The following is a 17,598-nucleotide window of genomic DNA, read 5'->3' on the forward strand; positions in this document are numbered from 1 at the left end:
TAACATGGCAACACCAAACGAGCAAGCCTTAAACGGAACCTCATCGGCTCAAGGGTTTAAACCTGCTGAAAAGACCGCCGAGCAAGAACTTACCTTGGCGCAAAGCTTAGATAAACTGTCGAGAGTTGGCGGATTTGATTTATTAGAAACCACAATTGATGGTTTACAAAACCTGAACCCGGTGCGTAAGGCTCGTAAGCAGATATTCTTAACTGATGATGAAAAGAAGCAGGAGCGTGAAGAGCTTAAACAAAAATTAAACCAATGGATTGAAGCTTTGGAAACAGGTAGCTCTGTTGGTGAAATGGTTGAAAAAAGCACTGAAAATCTTCAACTTGCCGAAGAGAATTTAAATAAGAATATTAATACTGTACTTGAAGGTACCCGTGAATTAGAGCAAGCTTATCGCTCTCTACATTTGTTTTACAAAAATACGGAAGCGGACAAAGTTAAAAATGTGGTTATCATGAACGCCTCGCTTGATCAATTGAAAGAGCTGGATAACCCCAGATTTATAGAGTATGTAAGCGATGAGCTTAAGCAAAATTATGACCGTTTAGATCTGCGCCAAAATTACTCTATAATGGTTGTGCCTGGTTATCTAGGTTCAAACAAGGTGGTAGAACGGTGGTCTAAAATGGCGTTTGAGAATAAGGTGATGTTGGTAACCGACTTTGCAGACCTTGATCAACCAGATGATGTAATTGATTTGTTTACATCAGCTAACTTGACTGGCGGAGAGGCTTTCAAATCAAATACTATCATGACGTGTAACTGGATGGTTGGGCGTGGTAAAGTAGCTGAAGTAGGAGAAGAAGACGATTTATTTGTTCCGGGTTCCGCCGCATTGGCAGGTAAAATGTATTATACTTTAATGTCGCAAGTTACTGCGGGTAAAAAGCATGGTGCGGTAAATGAAGTAGATGGTGTACGTTTTGATCTGAAAAAGAGTGAAATTTCCCATTTGGAGAGAATAGGCTTAGTACCTATGGTTAACGAATACGGCAAAGTAATGGCTTTCTCGGCTAAAACTTTGTTCAATGGCGATAATATAGGTTTGCAAACCTACTCTGTAGTTAGAGTGTTTGATTATATAACCAAAGTTTTATTCGATTTTCTGAATAGGCGCGCATTTGAAAATTGGAACTCTAAAACAGAGCAAGATCTACGTTCACAAATTGTCAAGTTTTTAGATGGTATTCAGGGGCCTGATCGCCTTATAGAACGTTTTAAAATTATAAAATTTGAGCGTGACGAAGTGCAGAAAGACAGAATTCATTTAGATATAAATATTACACCTTATTTTCCTGCCAAAAGTTTTGTGGTAAAGCTGGATGGCCACAAGGGAGATGATGGTGGTGCAACTTGGAATACAGACTACAAGCAGCAGTAGTTTTGCATTTAGTAGAACACCTCATACTTAAATAGTATGGGGTGTTCTACTAATTAGGTGTAGGTTAGCAAGTTGTTGCCTTTATTGTTATTATCTGTAATTTTGTATGGCAAAATGAAACAGGTAGTAATTATAAATGCAGACAATAACAAGGGTGAAATAACCCAAACGCTTATTGATATTTATCGTAAGGGAGCTGAAAGTGCGCAAGCTATAGTTAAAGAGATTGTAATTGCTAATTTAAAGTTTAACCCTAATCAGCAACTTCCTGATCGTATTGCCGACATAGAACCTGATTTGGCTGACGCTGTAAAAAAGCTGAAGTGGGCCAGCCATATAGTTGTTTTTTGCCCGGTTTTTAAGCAGTCTATCAATTTTAAAATTAAAGGTTTTTTTGATCGGGTATTTTTGCCTCATCGTGTATTCGTTTCCGGCAAGGACAATTTTGACAGCGATTTTTACGGACGCTCTGCACGTATTATATCTATATTGGATGAAGAGGCATGGAAAGATTGGCGGACCACGCAAAAGGCCACTTATTTATCCATTAAACGGTCAGTACTGGCAAAAAGGAACATAAACCCTGTACATACAAGTACTATTGGGTACCTCTACTCTATAGAGAATGAGTATGCTCAAAAGTGGCTAAACAAGCTATTCAATTTTGGTAAAAAGTTGTCGTAAAAAACAATTACAACGCAATGTTATTTATCTGAAACAATATATCTGCTTGGTTGTAGTTAATATAAAATAAGCCAGCGTTTGGCTTAAAGTATTAACCTCAAAATTTATCGTTATGGCTTTCAAAGCAAGATTAAATTTTTCGGGCAAAGAGTACGATGTGCTTAATTGCTCTTATGCCTTAAACCGTGATGTGGATTCAAAAGGACGCCCGTCCTCAGGAGTTTACGGTGGCACTATCGACATTGAAGTGGAGTCAACTGAAGACACTTCTGTGATAGAATCAATGGTAAATAATCAGTATAAACCACTAACTGGTACCTTGCTGATTAAAAAATCTGAAGAAGATTCGAAAATGAAAGAACTCTCTTTTGAGGATGCTTACATTGTCAAGTATTCTGAAGGTTTAAGTATCATTGGTGATACGCCAATGAGTTATAAATTTACCATATCTGCTCGCAAATTAAAGTTAGGCAATGCAGAGCATGTGAACGACTGGCCAGGTGTTAAGGCCTAAGTTAGTTATTTTTTATTGAGCATAAGCCCTGCTTGCAAGCATTTGGCTTTTTTATAAACTATTTAACATTTACTATTATGGCTTTCAAAGCAAGAATCAATATAGGTTCAAAAGAATTTGACGTACTGCAATGCAGTTTTGCGTTAAGCAGAGATGTTGATGCTAAAGGGCGTCCATCTTCAGGTGTGTATGGTGGTACCATCCAAGTTGAAGTAGAATCTACAGAAGATACTTCTGTAATTGAATCAATGGTGAACAATCAATATAAGCCGCTTAGTGGTACTATCACCTTTAAAAAATCTGAAGAGGATGCCAAAATGAAGGAGTTAACTTTTCAGGATGGCTACATAATTCAGTATAATGAAGGATTATCAATTGTTGGTAATGCACCAATGTCTCTAAGCTTTGTGATTTCTGCACGTACCTTAAAAATTGGTAATGCCGAGCATGAAAATGATTGGCCTAAATAAAAAATAAATAACATTAAGTTATTTAGTAAAACGGAGAGGATGGAAAGAATCTTCTCCGTTTTTATTTTCCGATCAGTTCTTTTTGTTTTTTATGAAGAAGAAAAAGATAATTAAGCCCGGTTCACCAACAGTAAATAAAAAAGTAAGTTCCATAGCACCAACATCTATGGAGTACATTATGCTTTTTAATACTTGCGAAATAACAAAAGGAAAGGTTGCCGAAATAGACAAAGTAATTGACGAAAAGATTGTAGTCAACCGAGCAAGATATGAAGGGATCAGTAACTTGGTAAGAGGTGGAGGAGTTAATAACGGGTCAATATTTAATAGCCAACCTTTATTTCAATCTTCTTATATTCCTTTTTACAATCGCTTTAATTCGCTACCAACTACAGCAAGTACAGTAGCAGCTTACAATTTATTTAACAATTCCAAACCTGTACAAAGTTCCTATTTTAGCAGAACTCAGGATTTGCTACAGGGGAAATTTGCTGATAACAGCAGTGCATTCGGTTTAAACAGAGATATATTTTCAGATACTGCATTTATAAGCGGTTCAGGTGTGCCTTGGTATTTTATTGCCTGTGTGCATTATCTTGAATGTTCTCTTAGTTTTAAAAAGCATTTACACAATGGTGATCCGCTAACCGGTTATACAGTACATGTGCCGGCTCACCGACCTAAAGTTGGACATGCACCGCCATTTACTTTTGAAGAAAGTGCAGTAGATGCCATAAAGCTGATGAAATATGATCAAGTTACCAACTGGAGTTTGCCTTTTATACTTTTAAAATTAGAAGGTTATAATGGTTTTGGTTACAATAGAAAAGGTATACGCACACCTTATTTATGGAGCTATTCCAATCATTACACCAAAGGTAAATATGTTAAAGATGGTATTTATGATGCTAATGCAGTATCAAGCCAGTTAGGAGCAGCTGTTATTTTAAAAAGAATGGAACAGCGAGCTTTAATTCATATACCTAGAAATTAAACCCATGAAGCCTTTTAAAAAGTTGGGTTATTACATCGTTGTGCTCTTTTTAATGCAAACGGCACAAGGCTGCACCAACAAGCAGCATACTCATGTAGCGGCTGATACAAGTACGATCATCGATCAAAAGGCAGATATTAATGCTACGTCATCAAATGATGAAAAACAGTTTAGAAACACTTTAGTAAAGTTTAAAAGTGCTGTGAAGGTCAAGAACAAAGTCGCAGTCACTGCGTTTTTTTATTTTCCATTGCAAACGGCACCCCAGTGGACGAACGATGAATTGAAAAGTTCAAATATAAAACCGCAGGATGGTTTGATTAAACAAGCAGAGTTCTTACAGTATTTCGATGATATTTTTACTAAAGATGCAATAAAGCTTATACCAGCAAGTAAAGAGGATGATTTATCAGAAATAGACAAAGCCACTCCTGAAAATTATTATAAGATGTTGCAACAAGTAACCGATAAAGGTAGTACACTATACGAGCTGCAAAAACAATATACGCAGGATAATGGAGAAGAAACCTCATTCGGGTTTGTATTTGGAAAAGTTGGAGGTATCTATAAGATAATTAGCTACTACCGTCCTTGGCCTTTGAAATAACACATTAAGCCTTATAATATGGAAACCAAGATAAAAATTGATATTAGTATAGAAGGTACATCCATCACACACTTTTCGAGTTTTAACCTGGCGCAACGCTTTAATGAACACCACACTTTTCAATTGCGTTTTAACCACGACCAGATAGAAAATACTAATAAAGTTACCCTCGAAAAATCTAAAGAGTTTATAGGGAAAAATTTGACGGTTCAGTTTGGCCGGGGTCAAGATTATGAGCACCAGTTTATAGGTAAAATAACCCGGGTTGAGATTGCTCAAAGTCATGGTTTCCAGGGCGATATAGTAGTAAGTGGATTTAGTCCGAGTATATTGATTGATCGTGGGCCAGATTTAGGCTCATATTTAAATAAAGATCTTAAAACTATTGTAGAGAAAGCAACAGCTGATGCACCGCAGAATGATCTGAGCATGAATATTGCTCCGACCTATACCTCACCAATAGATTATATTATTCAGTACCGAGAAAGTGATTTTGAGTTCATTAATCGTCTTTCGGCAGAATATCATGAATGGTTTTATTACGATGGTGTTAAGCTTAATTTTGGAAAGCCAGCCAAGCTGGATGAAGTAACGCTTATCTACGGACGTGATCTGCATAGTTTGCAATACGGCATGCAAATAGCGCCGCTTAATTATCAGAAATTTTCATATCATTCACAGCAAGATCAATTATTGAGCGCACAACCATCACGCAGCAATCCTTCTTCGCCCGATCTTTCTCATGCTATTGCAGCATCTAACCAGGTTTATAGTAAACAATACAATGAGCCTTTAGATGTTAGGGTGAATTCGCAAAAAGAGATAGATAACTTTGTGACAAATGAACATAAAGCATTAATATCTGAGTTGTTGAGTATAATGGGAAATGGTGATAACCCGCAAGTGAAACTTGGAGGAATAGTAAGCATTAGTACTAGTATGCGTGCCGAAATAGGTTTTCAGGTTCAGGATTTTGGTAAATTTTTGGTTACTGCAGTTTATCATCAATTGGATGGCGTGGGTCATTACCAAAATACTTTTGAGGGTGTGTCAGCAGATTCTGAAAAGTTGCCAGTACGTAAAGTTGAAAAGCCACTTGCTGATATGCAACTGGCTACGGTACTCGACAATAATGATCCTGAAAAGCAAGGGCGCATAAAAGTTCAATTTAAATGGCAATGTACTTCCAACGACCCAACAGAATGGTTGAGGTTGGTTACTCCAAGTGCCGGACATGACGATCAAGGTCAAAATAATAGAGGATTTTTTGCCATACCTGAAGTTAATGACCAAGTGCTGGTTGGTTTTGAAGAGGGGAATATAGCACGTCCTGTAATTATGGGTAGTGTATATCACGGAAATAGTGGCGATAGCATACGTCAAGTTAATAACCATTTAAAGAGCATTGCTACACGTAGTGGGCATATCATAGGTTTTGATGATAGTGCTGCCACACAGGCTATCACAATCACCGATCGTAACAATAATGTGATTAAAATTGATACGGTTGGCAACAATATTACTATTACTGCACTTGAAAATATTAATATATCTGCTAAAAATATAACTATTAGTGCTGAAGAAAATTTAACCAGCACTGCAGGTAAAAATGTTTATACTACTGCCGGCGATACATTGAGTGAAAGTGCAATTAAAACACATACAATTACCGCTAAAGATATCCTATCCACAGCTGATGATAGCGCTACACACCGGGCCAAACTGTCGGAAACGATTGCTGGCAAGGTAACAGCCCATAGTGCTGATGAAGATATGGAGCTCGTTTCATCTAAGAAGGTAAATATTCAAAGCTCTGAAAAGGTCAATTTATTTTAAAAAGCTATGGCACAAGAACATTTAGTTGTACAAGGCGCTACCTGTCAATGTAATTTTGGCACAGCTACAGATAAATTAAAGGTGCTATCACAGCAAAAGGAATACGCAAATGACCAAAATTCAGCTTTTAAATTAATAGCTAACACAAAAGATCTTGGTACAACTTTCGAAAAAAACACTTTCGGCTCATGCAGTAAACAAAACAATAGAGTTTGTACAGCCGTGGTTAGTGAATGGAAGCATTATTTTGAAGAGGTTGTTTTAAGTAATGGTGGCAAAATTTTGTTAGAGAACAGCAAAGCTACTTGCCCTATTGGTGGTCCGGAATGCATCAGGATTGTTTTGCACGGACAATCTGCCGAATTAAGTAAGCAGAACTTTAAAAATGCCCAACCAGCAGTTGCTAATGCTTTAAATCCGGCTGTTGATCTTAAAGAAATGGATCAGCCAGAAGAAGATATTGAAGGTTTAATATTTCAGTGATTGATATGTCTAACCAAAAAGGAGTATTAAAAATTAAACATGCCGGAGGTAAATATTATCCCAAAATGGGTAATGGAACATGTTTAGTTATAGTTGCTAATCAGCCAAACAAATTTGAGGTTTCTGAATGGGTTACAGGCACTAAGGATGAAGATAAAAAGGCTGTTAAATGGTTGCTTGAGGATGGGCGTAGAAATAAAATACTCATGCAATTTGGTAATCGTGGGCCTGTAGTTAGCCAATTAAGCATTCCTCCAGAAAAGTGCGGAGTTTATAATCAGTATTATCTAGAAGCTACTTTAACTGGGCAAATTGATAAAAGTAAAGATACTGGTCTTTTAGTAAGAGGATATTGCCCACCGGCTATAGTAAAGTCGAGCTGGAGCTGGGCTGATGGCAAACCCGTTACAGTAGCGAATCCTATTTATTACGGTGATGATGTTAAACTACATATTGATACAGTAGGCTTATGTAACAGCGAGCTTGTTGTTAACGTTTATAGCCACAGATGGGGGCCTGATGTATTAGTGCACACCTATAATGGTGTTAAATGCACCAATGGGCAGGTTAATTTATTTATTCGTAACACGTTTTCCTGGTTCGGCAAAATGAAGTATGCTACCGAGGATAACGAATTTTATATTACAGTTACAGCCAAAGAGGTTAACGGTCTTATCAAAGATACTACCCCTAATGGTGATGTGTATCATGCACGGTATTTGAGGGTTAAGCATAAGTTGATTAATACGCCTAAAGTTCTACCATCAGCCAATTTAAGTCCGGTTAAGCTTGGTGCAAACGAGCTTAATATTAAACGCTATGAGCTGTGTGGCTTTACCCGTATTGAAGTTGCTGATGACCAGGATAGAGTTGTATTGTTTGATGAAGGTAAGCTGCGCCTGAAAGGTGAAATTCATAAAGATTTTATCATTTCAGAGATGATTCATTATGATTTTGATAAATCATTTATTAGGGCAGATGCCAAACCTATACTCAATAAAATAGGAGACTTTTTACTGGAATCGCCTTATGTGCCGGTTGAATTAGGGTCGCACACTGATGATAGAGGCAAGCCTGAGTATAACATGGCCCTATCTGAAAGACGGGCTAAAGCCGCTGTTGATTATTTGATATCAAAAGGCATTTCAGCAAACCGTATAACAGCAAAAGGCTATGGAAAAACTATGCTGCTCATCAAAGGCGAGCATCTTACCAAAGAACAGCATGAACAAAATCGAAGAACTACTATAAAGTTCAAGATATTTTCGAGTGATGCACAAAGCTTGATTTATGAAACCATATCGCCAGATATCAACCTCAAGAAGAAGCTTAATATTACCATTAAAGACTTCAATGTAGCCGGATGTTTATACAAAGGCACACCCAAGGTGCACGATAACAAAAAGATCAAAGTTGTAAGCCATATTTCAGCACAAGAATCAAAACCAGCTACCAGCGTTACCATGCAAGGTGAAGTTTTACCGGCAGAAATTTTTGCTAACTTAGCTAATGTAGAAGTTTTCCCGTTCAGGTATATATGGCCTATCTATAACCAGACTAACAACTTTTTGTACTATGTAAATACCTGCCGTTATTTTTCTGATAAAAATAAGCCAAGTATTTTAGTTAAGGCATATCCTGATATCAAATGGATATTTGCCTTCCATCTGAACCTTACGAACGATTTAAGCATCAAAGGGCAAAACTTATCAAAAGATAAGCTTAAAGATTTGCAGAAAAAAGCTGGTAAAATTGGCGCTGAACGGCGGTGGGAGCAAAAGGAAGCCAGTTGGAAAATGAGTCTCCAAAGTGAATGGAACAAAGGGCAAAAGAAAAAGCTTTATCAAACCAAAGATTATGATATAAAGCTCAAGAAACTGTATGACTTGTTTGCCTCCATGGGTAATATGGCTGATGCGATCACCAACAGAACTAAAGGATTCATCAGAAACATTGGATTTAAAAACACACCTGTTTTATTTGAGGTAAAACCACCCAATTTAACGATAGATGCCAGTTGGTATTTAAAACGAGCCAGAAAAGCAAAGCAGGCCATAGAGAAGATTGGCACACAAGTTGAATTTAATATATCTGCAACGCCGCTCATAGGATTGGAGATGACGGTGGATTTGCTGGGTTTGACAATTTCGGCTGTTGCAGGTGCTTTTAGCGAAGGCGCTGCATCAAGACCTGCACTTGAACTATATCAAAAAATAAAAGATATGATGAACAAGGGTGTTGATGTAGGTGACGACGATTTCGGGTTTAAAACGCAGGCAGATGTGTATATTGATTTGGTAGTAAGCGGTATCATTAACCTTGACAATATTAATTTTTCATTTAATACGGTAAGTGACGGATCAGACACAGCATTAAAATTACAAACTACAGCAAGACTAAAGGTAGAGATTAAAGCCGGCATGTATGTTAAGGCACAAGTATCTTTAGTTGTTGTTAAAGCCAACGGCTATTTTGAAATGAGTGCTAAAAGCAGCGGCTCGGTTACCTTTGGGCATAAATTGAACTGCGTAGATGATGGCATTTATTATCGCCCTGTGCTTGGTTTTGATGGACTAGATGTAGAATACATAATTGTTGTAAAGGCGGGAATTTCTTCGAAAAAAGTTCCAAGTGTTTCTAAAGACCACACGTTTTATGAGAAAAAAGGTGAGTATCGCGATTTGATACCGAAGTTTGATGTGATTAAAAGCTTTGAGGAAGTATCTGGTATCAGTGCAAACTTTATGCTGATTAAAAATGATTAAACAGTAAATATGAGAAAAATATTAATAATTATGGTTGCAAGCTTTATGAGCTACTCTTGTACCGCACAAGAAAAGGTTGATTTAGAAAAGCTGACATTTAAGGAAGACCCACGCGTATTAGTTAAAAACCGGAAAAAATCTGCCGATCGGACAGAACCTTTAACCAGTTTACCGGCCTATACCACCTATGATATTGCTGGTTATAACTTTGGCCCAGTTGCGCTTACGGAAGATTGTTTCGTTTCTTACTTATTAAATTCTGTAGAGGATAAAAAATTAGTAGGCTTAATTATCGGTTTCGAAACCGATGCTACCTCAAAGGCTATTAATAAATATATTTTTAGTCATTATAGCAAGCCCGTTGTACTTGAGCCGGAAGTACAAAAGAAAGACAGGAACAATAAACTTTACCCTAGCAGTTCGGCTTATTTGTGGAGAAATGTAAAACCAGGATTATCACTTTTGTTGTCCAAAAGCCACCCTATAGAAAACGGAAAGCTTGTTGAAAATACAAATGTAGTACTCATTAATAACATGGTGAAGCCAAGTTATGAAACCAACTTTAAAACTGTATTGGACAGAGTAATAAAAACATACAAGCCATAAATTTGAGTGACAGTCCCCAAAAAAGATTAAATTCATTGAAAAGACTAGGATTAAGTACTATACTTATTTGTACGATAATAACTTGTGTTGCACAATCAAATAAAATTAAGAATTCAACTCTTTTTCCAAATACATTTGAACTACTTGCCAGTGAAATTCCATCAGGGTTTGTAATCCAGCCAATTAGTCAAGAAGCCAAATCAATGGGTATCACTTCTAATCCGGCTGTGGTAACTGATGCTAATATAATAAGTAGTATTTATGATGGTGTCAACATTCAAGCAGTTAGTGGTGTATTGATGGCTATGTATGTACAGCCGCATCACGATCAGGAATTAGGAGTATATATTGTAGGCTACAAATCCTTACCTCTACTAAAAAATGAAATAAGAAAGCTAACTGCAAAATTGGATCGAAGGTATTTTACAAAAGATAAATATCTCTTCATCATTTGGTCGGATGCAGGTTCTTATAAGCAACAGGTAAATTTTATTGCAGAACGATTAAAAAGGCGTTTAAACCTTGTTGAGGTTAAAGTTTTAAAACAGTGAGTAAGATTAGTTGATGAAATTTCTCATACGAATTATAACATTTCTAGTAGGTGTAAGCACCTGCATATCATGTACGCCTAAACGCGGTCAGGACATAAATGCTCAACCTATAACTATTGAGAAAAGTAAAAACTATAAAATAATGCAGCCTTATTATCAAATAGATTTTAGCGCAGCTTCCTGTCAATTTGAAGCTAGCGTGAACGACATACCAGTATTTACTTTAAGTGTGGCAGGGCAAGCTTCTACCATGGTTCCTATTAACCCCGGTATATTTCAAAGCGGCAAACAAAAATTAAGTATTAAGTTACTGCCTTTACCAGGCGAATTGTCAGTGAGCCCTAACGCCGAATTCAAGTACAATATTAAAGTCTTTGATGTTAATCATAGCTTTACGTTCAAAGAACAACTTCCAGGATATGAATTCCCTCCGGTAGATGCATCCAAGTATTATCCTGTTCTTACACATGAAAGCATTTTTATGGCTGATGTACCTTATACCATCCAAGCTTTTCAAAATGCTACAGATTTAAGAACAATGCCCGATCTTAAAGAACAGGTAAGAGCAGCGTACCAGCAAGTAGCTGATTTAATCGATCAGGCAGCGTACGACCGTTTTAAGGCAGCTTTGGCTAACCGTGAACAAATTATGTCCACTACTATGTATCTTAATAAACAAGAATCTGATGCCAGATTACAAGAACTAATTACTGATTTTCAATCAGGATTCAAAGTAGAGGCTTTGCCGCTTGATGCAGTTGTACATCTTTATGCAAATGGTAAAATAGCTGCCCTAAAGAAGCCTAATGGAGAATCAGCATTAACTCTAATAGATAAGAAAACAGGTGAAGAATTAACAATTGAACTCTCCGTCTATTTGCCGCAAGGTAAAACAACAATGGAGGTAATTTAAGTATTAGGTTGTTGATATTAGCCGCCAAACAGTGACTTCCAGATAGAACCTAATAAAGTTGTTGGTTCTTCTTTGTCTAACAATAATAAACTATTGTAACTGTCATTATTTTGTGATTGTGTAGGTGTATTATTGGGCTGAGTTTCGTATAAGCTTAAAGTAATTATTAACGGCATTCTTAAACTCAATTTCCATTCGGCATTGATAGACCGTATAGCTTTTGTATTTGCATGTAATAAATAACGTGCTGTGTATTGTCCTTCCACTGCATTCAAGCTTTCATCAACGCCCCTGTTCAATGGAAAATCTTGCTCCTGCTCTACATCAAGAGCGCTTCTTTCATCTGAAGTTACTCCTCCATGCCATAGTTCTATTGCATTGAGTTCATTAAGGTTTTCTTGTACTTGTTGCGTTATTTGAAAAGCAACAGGCTGTGCTTTACCAGCTAAAGGAAATGCATTTGGTTCAGTAATCTCAAGCTTTGAGGTGTATGATTTATAAATGGGAGAAAAGTACGTACTAATTAAGTAGTCTTTAGCAAGGCTCCAGTTAAGTTTGCTTTCTGATGCTATTGTTTTATCCATCAGTTTGCAATATTTTTCTGCTTCTTCACCAGTAAAATACGAAGTAATTTGTTTTCGTTTTACCTGCCAACGGTTTTTTATTTCCTCATAATTATGTATAGCTAAAAATTTTCCATCAAAATCTATTTCTACTACTAAAGGATATATAACCGAGCCAGCTTCATAAGCCAATTGATCAATTAAAAGATCGGGCTCCATATCATTAATGTAAACTTTAGAAGTTCGTTTAAGCTCAAATAGCCTTGCTTTTTCAGGAATAGTTTTAATGTAAGTAATATCTACTTCATATTTTAAGGTATTTTCGTGCTCTCCATCTTTTACGGTGAGTAAATAGCCATAACTTCTTTTAAAATTAGCTGGTGCCAGTTTCAAAAGCAATGAAAAGCTATTGGAAAAGGAAACTTTTTTATTAGGTTCAAAGTTGTTTTCTACGTCCATTTTGCTGTAACCAGTTCTTTATCCTACTTGATTAAAAAAAGGCATTGTATTATGTTATCGATTAACAATTAAAACTCCCTTTAGATTTCAAAGTAACATGATTAATATTAGTAGATGCTGAACTTACAGTAATAATTATTTTGAAAACTCAATTTCAGAAGCTTGTCTAAATCAATAGTTCAAGCAGAATTAAAGTCGAATCATCTGATGAAAAAATTAAATATGGTTGCCTTGAAAACAGGATATGCTTAAGCCGAAGCGACGGTAATAAGAATTAATGTTTTAAGCTAATTTATCAGGAAAGCAAATTTAATTAAATCTATTTACCAGATAGTTAGTTATTCATCCAAATACTACCTATTATGAATGAAGAAAATAAGTTAACCAGGCGCCAGGTAATTGCTGGTTTGGGCACTACAATGGCTGTAGCAGCGGTGTCGCCAGTTCTGGGAGCAACTGGCTCTGAAATTGACTTACCAAGTTCTCCGAAGCTTGAAGATCCTAAAGGAAAATATCCTAAACCACCTTTTAAAAGTCAACCTCAACCCTGGCCAGGGTTGCAAAGCAAAATGGACCCGGTACCTGATTGTGGCGAAACTAGCTACAAGGGTTCTGGCCGCTTAGCTGGCAGAAAAGCACTGATTACCGGCGGTGATTCAGGTATGGGGCGTGCAGCTGCTATTGCGTATGCCCGTGAAGGTGCCGATGTCGCTATCAACTATTATCCTACTGAAGAACCTGATGCTCGTGAGGTTATTGCATTAATCAAAAAGGAAGGTCGTAAAGCTGTAGCTATTCCTGGCGATTTACGGGATGAAGCTTTTTGTAAGCAATTGGTACAAAAAGCCTTAACTGAACTAGGCGGATTAGACATTATTGTAAGCAATGCAGGCCGGCAACAAGCAGCCAGTTCTATCTTAGATGTAACCAGTGAGGAGTTCGATTCTATAATGAAAACGAATATCTACGCCCCATTCTGGATTATCAGAGAAGCTTTGCCACATCTGCCTCCGGGATCGGCTATCATTGGGACTACTTCAGAACAGGCTTATAACCCGGACCCCTGGTTGTATGCTTATGCACAAACTAAAGCAGCTACCATGAACTACGTAAAGTCACTAGCTAAGCAGTTAGGACCAAAAGGTATTCGCGTAAATGGTGTAGCGCCCGGCCCTATCTGGACGGCTCTACAGGTAAGTGGCGGAACCACTGGAGAAAAGCAGCAAATTTTTGGCAGCTGGACGCCACTTGGCCGTCCTGGTGCACCAGCCGAACTGGCTTCTATTTATGTGCAGCTGGCGGCTAGTGATGCCAGCTATGCTAATGGGCAAATATATGGCGCGGCCGGAGGTGTTGGTCAGCCTTAATATTTACACTAATTATTATTAAAAAATCTATGAAAAAATTAATCATTCTAATTACCCTTATCAGTGTTGCGGTGCTAAACAACGCAAGGGCACAAAGTGCTAATACTGATACTGCAACGCTGCACTTTATTACGCATGCCAGCATTTCCAATTTACATGAAATTGCTTCAGGTAAATTAGCCTCACAAAAAGCTGCCAGAGCAGACGTAAAAGCTTATGGTCAGCGTATGGTAACTGATCATACTAAGGCACAAACGCAGTTAATGCAGCTGGCCAAAGCTAAAGGTTACCAAGTACCATCACAAGCCACAACTCCCCCGGTAAACGATCCGATGTTGAGCAAAGCATCCGGTAAAGATTTTGACCGGATGTATGTACATATGATGGCGCCTAGCCACCGGCAAGCTGTTATCTTGTTTCAAGATTATGCTATCAAAGGAAAAGATTCTGCAGTGAAAGCCTTTGTTCAGCAAACCTTGCCCATATTAAAGCAACATCTGGCTGCAATTATGGCTCTTGATGCTCAAATTAAAGATGTAGCTAAGTAGTTTTTATCATCAGCTAAGAACCAGTCTATAAGTAATAAGCTGATACTAAAAGCGGAAACAGATAAAAATCAAGCCTACTTGAATATTTAATCAAGTAGGCTTTTTTGTTTGCAAAAATGTTAGAGTTTGTTCCAAAATGGCTTTTACCTACCTGATAGAAAGCCAACTGTTTTAGGCTCTTGAATTTCTAAAGCAAAGCCATCAATATAAAGTTGATCTGCTACATACTTAATATGTAACGATCTTTCGTCAACTTTAAAGTTTTTATCTTTTAGTTTTTGGTTAATCTGCTCAATAACATCGGTTGTTACAAAGCTATTGGTTACCTGTAAGGTATCATCAAAGCCTTGTAAAGTTATGTGTTCCACTTTGTATGAAAAGCCTATAGTGTTGGTTTTGCTCATGAGTATGAATAGTATGCTTAAGGCAAGGTAAACATTATTTACAGGTTAGTATAGATAAACATCTATTGAACAATTCAGCTAAGTGCTTAGGGACTTAATAAGATTAGAATATCCAACTGCATTCAACAGGTATGAGAATTTTAATGTAGTAATTGCTTTAATAAAGCTCTTTATAGGGATAAAGTATAAACTTTATGCAGTGCTTTATAAAAAAGTAGTTACAATCTAATTAAATTAATATTTTTATAGTTAAATACAGCTGATCTTATTAAATTAGAGTCCTCATCCGATCCACCATATATACACTTTTTGTTAGTAGTAATCATTAGAGTAAGTTATAAAACTAGTTTTTGAATGTTTGATTTCCTAATTGTGGGGGCTGGCTTTTCGGGTAGTGTTTTCGCAGAACGTATAGCTTCACAGCTTAACCAAAGGGTTCTAATTGTAGACCAAAGAGATCATATAGGCGGAAACGCTTTTGATTACTATAATGAAGCCGGTATTTTAATTCATAAATACGGCCCGCATTGGTTCCATACTAACGATAAAGGTGTTTTTAGTTATCTGTCCGCATTTACAGACTGGCATTATCATTATCATCGGGTAAAATCTTATGTTGATGGCACTTTAGTTCCTATACCTATAAATTTAGATACTTTAAAACTGCTGTATGGTTTAAATCTTCAATCACCAGCAGAAGTGCAGGCTTATTACGATCAGGTCAAAATTCCAGTAAAAACACCAACTAATTCGGAGGAAGTGGTAACTAGCCAAGTTGGTGAAGATTTATATAACAAGCTATTTAAAGGTTATACTTTAAAGCAGTGGGGAATACCACCTAAGGAATTAGCAGCAAGTGTTGCCGGACGTATACCAGTACGCACTAACCGTGATGATCGGTATTTTACGGATAGTTATCAGGGTATGCCTAAGCATGGTTATACTGCCATGTTTAAAAAAATGTTATCACATCCAAACATCTCTATTATGTTGCAAACGGATTATCGCACCATAATTAATGAGATTTCCCATAAAAAGCTTATCTATACCGGACCTATTGATTCATTTTTTGATTACAAGTATGGTAAGCTTCCTTATCGGTCTTTACGTTTTGAGCATGAGACTTTAAACCAAGAACAGTATCAAAGCCATCAGCAAATCAATTATCCGAATGACTATGATTTTACAAGGGTTGTTGAATGGAAGCATGCTACGCAGCAAAAAAGCCAGGTAACTACAATTACCCGTGAGTATCCTATGCCTGCCGAAGGTGGTATGGAAAAGTATTATCCGATACCTAAGGAAGATAACCATTTGTTATTCAGGAAATATCAAGAAGAAGCTGATAAGTTAGACCATGTAGTATTTTGCGGCAGACTTGCAGACTACAAGTATTATAATATGGATCAGGTTGTAGCTCGTTCATTAAAAATTTTTGAAGATCAAATTCAGGTCAAACCGAGATGAGAGGATCATTTGTACTGGTAAACTATAACCGCAGGGAAGAGTTGTTAATAACGCTCGCTAAAACCAAGGCGATTATTGCGCAAAGCCGAGGCGAGTATGAGATTGTGGTGGTGGATAATGCTTCTACGGATGGCAGCTCAGCAGCAGTGAAGGCGCAGCATGATGATGTGGTGCTGATTGAAAATCCGGTCAATACCGGAGCACCAGCCTGGAATTTGGGTTTTGCAAGAGCCAGGGGAGAATACTTTATTATTATTGATGATGACAGTCATGTAGTTTCGGGCTTGCAGGAGGCTTTAGATCACATGGATGTGCATCAGGATATAGGCGTGCTGGCTTTGAATGTGCTGACGGGTCCGTACACAAGTGCAGGCTGGGGCTGGCAGGATGGGCAGAACATTGTAGGCTTTATTGGCTGCGGAGCTATTTATCGTAAAAAGGTGTATGAACAGGTAGGCGGTTATGCAGACTGGATCTTTTTGTATGCCAATGAATGGGATTTAGGTTTGAGGGTGATAGATGCGGGTTATCGGGTGTCGTATTTTGCTGGTTGCACGGTGGATCACCGAACCAGTGCCCTCAACAGAACTAATAAACGCCTGCGTGTGTTTGTCACCTGTCATGAAATGGGCATTGTTTATAAACATTTCCCAGAAAACAGGTGGAAGTATATAAGCAGAATATTTTTTAATAACATGAAAGGACTCCGGCAGGCACAATTCAAACTGACGTGGTATCATTTTCTAGGAGCTGTTAAGTTTTTTAAAATTAAAAAAACGCTTACTCGTACTCCTGTCAATAAAAGAAGTCAGGATATGTTTTTATCAATATTTAAGCACACTAATCCGGCTTTTAACTTTATCAAAAGAGACTTATTAAGCATTGTTAAAAGTATAACCAACACCTTTAAAGCAGATAAGCCAACCTTATTAATTAAGAAATAATACCCACAAATAAAACCCTAATTTCTTCAT

General features: G+C 37.3%; 18 protein-coding genes. 16 read left to right on the forward strand and 2 right to left on the reverse strand.

All coding sequences use genetic code 11. The features are described 5' to 3' along the window. Nucleotides 1-4: 4 nt before the first annotated feature. The 12 genes from HH214_RS12010 (at nt 5) to HH214_RS12065 (ending at nt 11,816) form a co-directional block, all read left to right on the forward strand. The gene (locus HH214_RS12010) at nt 5-1,393 is read left to right on the forward strand and encodes a DUF5458 family protein (protein WP_169607975.1); all 1,389 of its coding nucleotides are present in this window, start codon (nt 5-7) and stop codon (nt 1,391-1,393) included. A gap of 114 nt (nt 1,394-1,507) precedes the next feature. Continuing rightward, nucleotides 1,508-2,077: an NAD(P)H-dependent oxidoreductase gene (locus tag HH214_RS12015; protein ID WP_169607977.1), complete on the forward strand. Its 570-nt coding sequence runs from the start codon at nt 1,508-1,510 to the stop codon at nt 2,075-2,077. Nucleotides 2,078-2,189: 112 nt separating this feature from the next. Beyond that, nucleotides 2,190-2,591, forward strand: coding sequence for a type VI secretion system tube protein TssD (gene tssD, locus HH214_RS12020; RefSeq protein ID WP_169607979.1), 402 nt, complete (start codon nt 2,190-2,192; stop codon nt 2,589-2,591). 77 nt (nt 2,592-2,668) lie between these two features. Then, entirely contained in the window at nt 2,669-3,061 is a 393-nt protein-coding gene (tssD, locus tag HH214_RS12025; RefSeq protein WP_169607981.1) for a type VI secretion system tube protein TssD, read from the forward strand. Between the two features lie 91 nt (nt 3,062-3,152). After that, a complete protein-coding gene (locus HH214_RS12030; protein ID WP_169607983.1) occupies nt 3,153-4,055 on the forward strand; it encodes a hypothetical protein in 903 nt (300 codons plus the stop codon). A 4-nt stretch (nt 4,056-4,059) separates the two neighbouring features. Then, the gene (locus HH214_RS12035) at nt 4,060-4,662 is read left to right on the forward strand and encodes a hypothetical protein (RefSeq protein WP_169607984.1); all 603 of its coding nucleotides are present in this window, start codon (nt 4,060-4,062) and stop codon (nt 4,660-4,662) included. Between the two features lie 18 nt (nt 4,663-4,680). Next, entirely contained in the window at nt 4,681-6,498 is a 1,818-nt protein-coding gene (locus HH214_RS12040; RefSeq protein WP_169607986.1) for a type VI secretion system Vgr family protein, read from the forward strand. A 6-nt stretch (nt 6,499-6,504) separates the two neighbouring features. Beyond that, nucleotides 6,505-6,981 (forward strand): DUF4280 domain-containing protein, encoded by a 477-nt coding sequence (locus HH214_RS12045; protein ID WP_169607988.1) that lies wholly within the window; start codon nt 6,505-6,507, stop codon nt 6,979-6,981. A gap of 5 nt (nt 6,982-6,986) precedes the next feature. After that, nucleotides 6,987-9,746 (forward strand): OmpA family protein, encoded by a 2,760-nt coding sequence (locus tag HH214_RS12050; RefSeq protein WP_169607990.1) that lies wholly within the window; start codon nt 6,987-6,989, stop codon nt 9,744-9,746. Nucleotides 9,747-9,755: 9 nt separating this feature from the next. Then, nucleotides 9,756-10,352, forward strand: a complete 597-nt coding sequence (locus HH214_RS12055; RefSeq protein WP_169607992.1) for a hypothetical protein — start codon at nt 9,756-9,758, stop codon at nt 10,350-10,352. Between the two features lie 35 nt (nt 10,353-10,387). After that, the gene (locus tag HH214_RS12060; protein ID WP_169607994.1) at nt 10,388-10,903 is read left to right on the forward strand and encodes a hypothetical protein; all 516 of its coding nucleotides are present in this window, start codon (nt 10,388-10,390) and stop codon (nt 10,901-10,903) included. Between the two features lie 142 nt (nt 10,904-11,045). Beyond that, on the forward strand, nt 11,046-11,816 hold the full coding sequence (locus tag HH214_RS12065; protein WP_169607995.1) for a hypothetical protein: 771 nt from the start codon (nt 11,046-11,048) through the stop codon (nt 11,814-11,816). Between the two features lie 17 nt (nt 11,817-11,833). On the opposite strand, the gene HH214_RS12070 is transcribed toward HH214_RS12065, so the two are convergent. Then, complete coding sequence (locus HH214_RS12070) at nt 11,834-12,838, reverse strand: hypothetical protein (RefSeq protein WP_169607997.1); 1,005 nt, start codon at nt 12,836-12,838, stop codon at nt 11,834-11,836. Nucleotides 12,839-13,200: 362 nt separating this feature from the next. Between HH214_RS12070 and HH214_RS12075 the strand changes: the two genes are divergently transcribed. Continuing rightward, nucleotides 13,201-14,205, forward strand: coding sequence for an SDR family oxidoreductase (locus HH214_RS12075; protein WP_169607998.1), 1,005 nt, complete (start codon nt 13,201-13,203; stop codon nt 14,203-14,205). A 29-nt stretch (nt 14,206-14,234) separates the two neighbouring features. Continuing rightward, entirely contained in the window at nt 14,235-14,753 is a 519-nt protein-coding gene (locus HH214_RS12080; protein ID WP_169608000.1) for a DUF4142 domain-containing protein, read from the forward strand. A 143-nt stretch (nt 14,754-14,896) separates the two neighbouring features. Here HH214_RS12080 and HH214_RS12085 read toward each other — a convergent pair whose 3' ends face one another. Further along, nucleotides 14,897-15,157, reverse strand: a complete 261-nt coding sequence (locus tag HH214_RS12085; protein WP_169608002.1) for a hypothetical protein — start codon at nt 15,155-15,157, stop codon at nt 14,897-14,899. A gap of 354 nt (nt 15,158-15,511) precedes the next feature. On the opposite strand from HH214_RS12085, the gene glf reads away from it, so the two are divergent. Both glf and HH214_RS12095 read left to right on the forward strand, forming a co-directional pair. Beyond that, entirely contained in the window at nt 15,512-16,624 is a 1,113-nt protein-coding gene (gene glf / locus HH214_RS12090; protein WP_169608003.1) for a UDP-galactopyranose mutase, read from the forward strand. Beyond that, a complete protein-coding gene (locus tag HH214_RS12095) occupies nt 16,621-17,568 on the forward strand; it encodes a glycosyltransferase family 2 protein (RefSeq protein WP_169608005.1) in 948 nt (315 codons plus the stop codon). The genes glf and HH214_RS12095 overlap by 4 nt, the downstream gene beginning before the upstream one ends. Nucleotides 17,569-17,598: the final 30 nt, after the last annotated feature.

The sequence above is a fragment of the Mucilaginibacter robiniae genome (genome assembly GCF_012849215.1).
In the GTDB taxonomy this organism is placed as follows: Bacteria; Bacteroidota; Bacteroidia; order Sphingobacteriales; family Sphingobacteriaceae; genus Mucilaginibacter; species Mucilaginibacter robiniae.

What these genes read in the sequence shown, in the direction of transcription:
- HH214_RS12050 (WP_169607990.1), top strand. Translation starts at nt 6,987, where the DNA reads ATGTCTAACCAAAAAGGAGTATTAAAAATTAAACATGCCGGAGGTAAA.
- HH214_RS12015 (WP_169607977.1), top strand. Translation starts at nt 1,508, where the DNA reads ATGAAACAGGTAGTAATTATAAATGCAGACAATAACAAGGGTGAAATA.
- HH214_RS12035 (WP_169607984.1), top strand. Translation starts at nt 4,060, where the DNA reads ATGAAGCCTTTTAAAAAGTTGGGTTATTACATCGTTGTGCTCTTTTTA.
- HH214_RS12085 (WP_169608002.1), bottom strand. Translation starts at nt 15,157, where the DNA reads ATGAGCAAAACCAACACTATAGGCTTTTCATACAAAGTGGAACACATA.
- HH214_RS12075 (WP_169607998.1), top strand. Translation starts at nt 13,201, where the DNA reads ATGAATGAAGAAAATAAGTTAACCAGGCGCCAGGTAATTGCTGGTTTG.
- tssD (WP_169607979.1), top strand. Translation starts at nt 2,190, where the DNA reads ATGGCTTTCAAAGCAAGATTAAATTTTTCGGGCAAAGAGTACGATGTG.
- HH214_RS12040 (WP_169607986.1), top strand. Translation starts at nt 4,681, where the DNA reads ATGGAAACCAAGATAAAAATTGATATTAGTATAGAAGGTACATCCATC.
- HH214_RS12065 (WP_169607995.1), top strand. Translation starts at nt 11,046, where the DNA reads ATGCAGCCTTATTATCAAATAGATTTTAGCGCAGCTTCCTGTCAATTT.
- HH214_RS12095 (WP_169608005.1), top strand. Translation starts at nt 16,621, where the DNA reads ATGAGAGGATCATTTGTACTGGTAAACTATAACCGCAGGGAAGAGTTG.
- glf (WP_169608003.1), top strand. Translation starts at nt 15,512, where the DNA reads ATGTTTGATTTCCTAATTGTGGGGGCTGGCTTTTCGGGTAGTGTTTTC.
- HH214_RS12045 (WP_169607988.1), top strand. Translation starts at nt 6,505, where the DNA reads ATGGCACAAGAACATTTAGTTGTACAAGGCGCTACCTGTCAATGTAAT.
- HH214_RS12080 (WP_169608000.1), top strand. Translation starts at nt 14,235, where the DNA reads ATGAAAAAATTAATCATTCTAATTACCCTTATCAGTGTTGCGGTGCTA.
- HH214_RS12070 (WP_169607997.1), bottom strand. Translation starts at nt 12,838, where the DNA reads ATGGACGTAGAAAACAACTTTGAACCTAATAAAAAAGTTTCCTTTTCC.
- HH214_RS12030 (WP_169607983.1), top strand. Translation starts at nt 3,153, where the DNA reads ATGAAGAAGAAAAAGATAATTAAGCCCGGTTCACCAACAGTAAATAAA.
- HH214_RS12055 (WP_169607992.1), top strand. Translation starts at nt 9,756, where the DNA reads ATGAGAAAAATATTAATAATTATGGTTGCAAGCTTTATGAGCTACTCT.
- tssD (WP_169607981.1), top strand. Translation starts at nt 2,669, where the DNA reads ATGGCTTTCAAAGCAAGAATCAATATAGGTTCAAAAGAATTTGACGTA.
- HH214_RS12010 (WP_169607975.1), top strand. Translation starts at nt 5, where the DNA reads ATGGCAACACCAAACGAGCAAGCCTTAAACGGAACCTCATCGGCTCAA.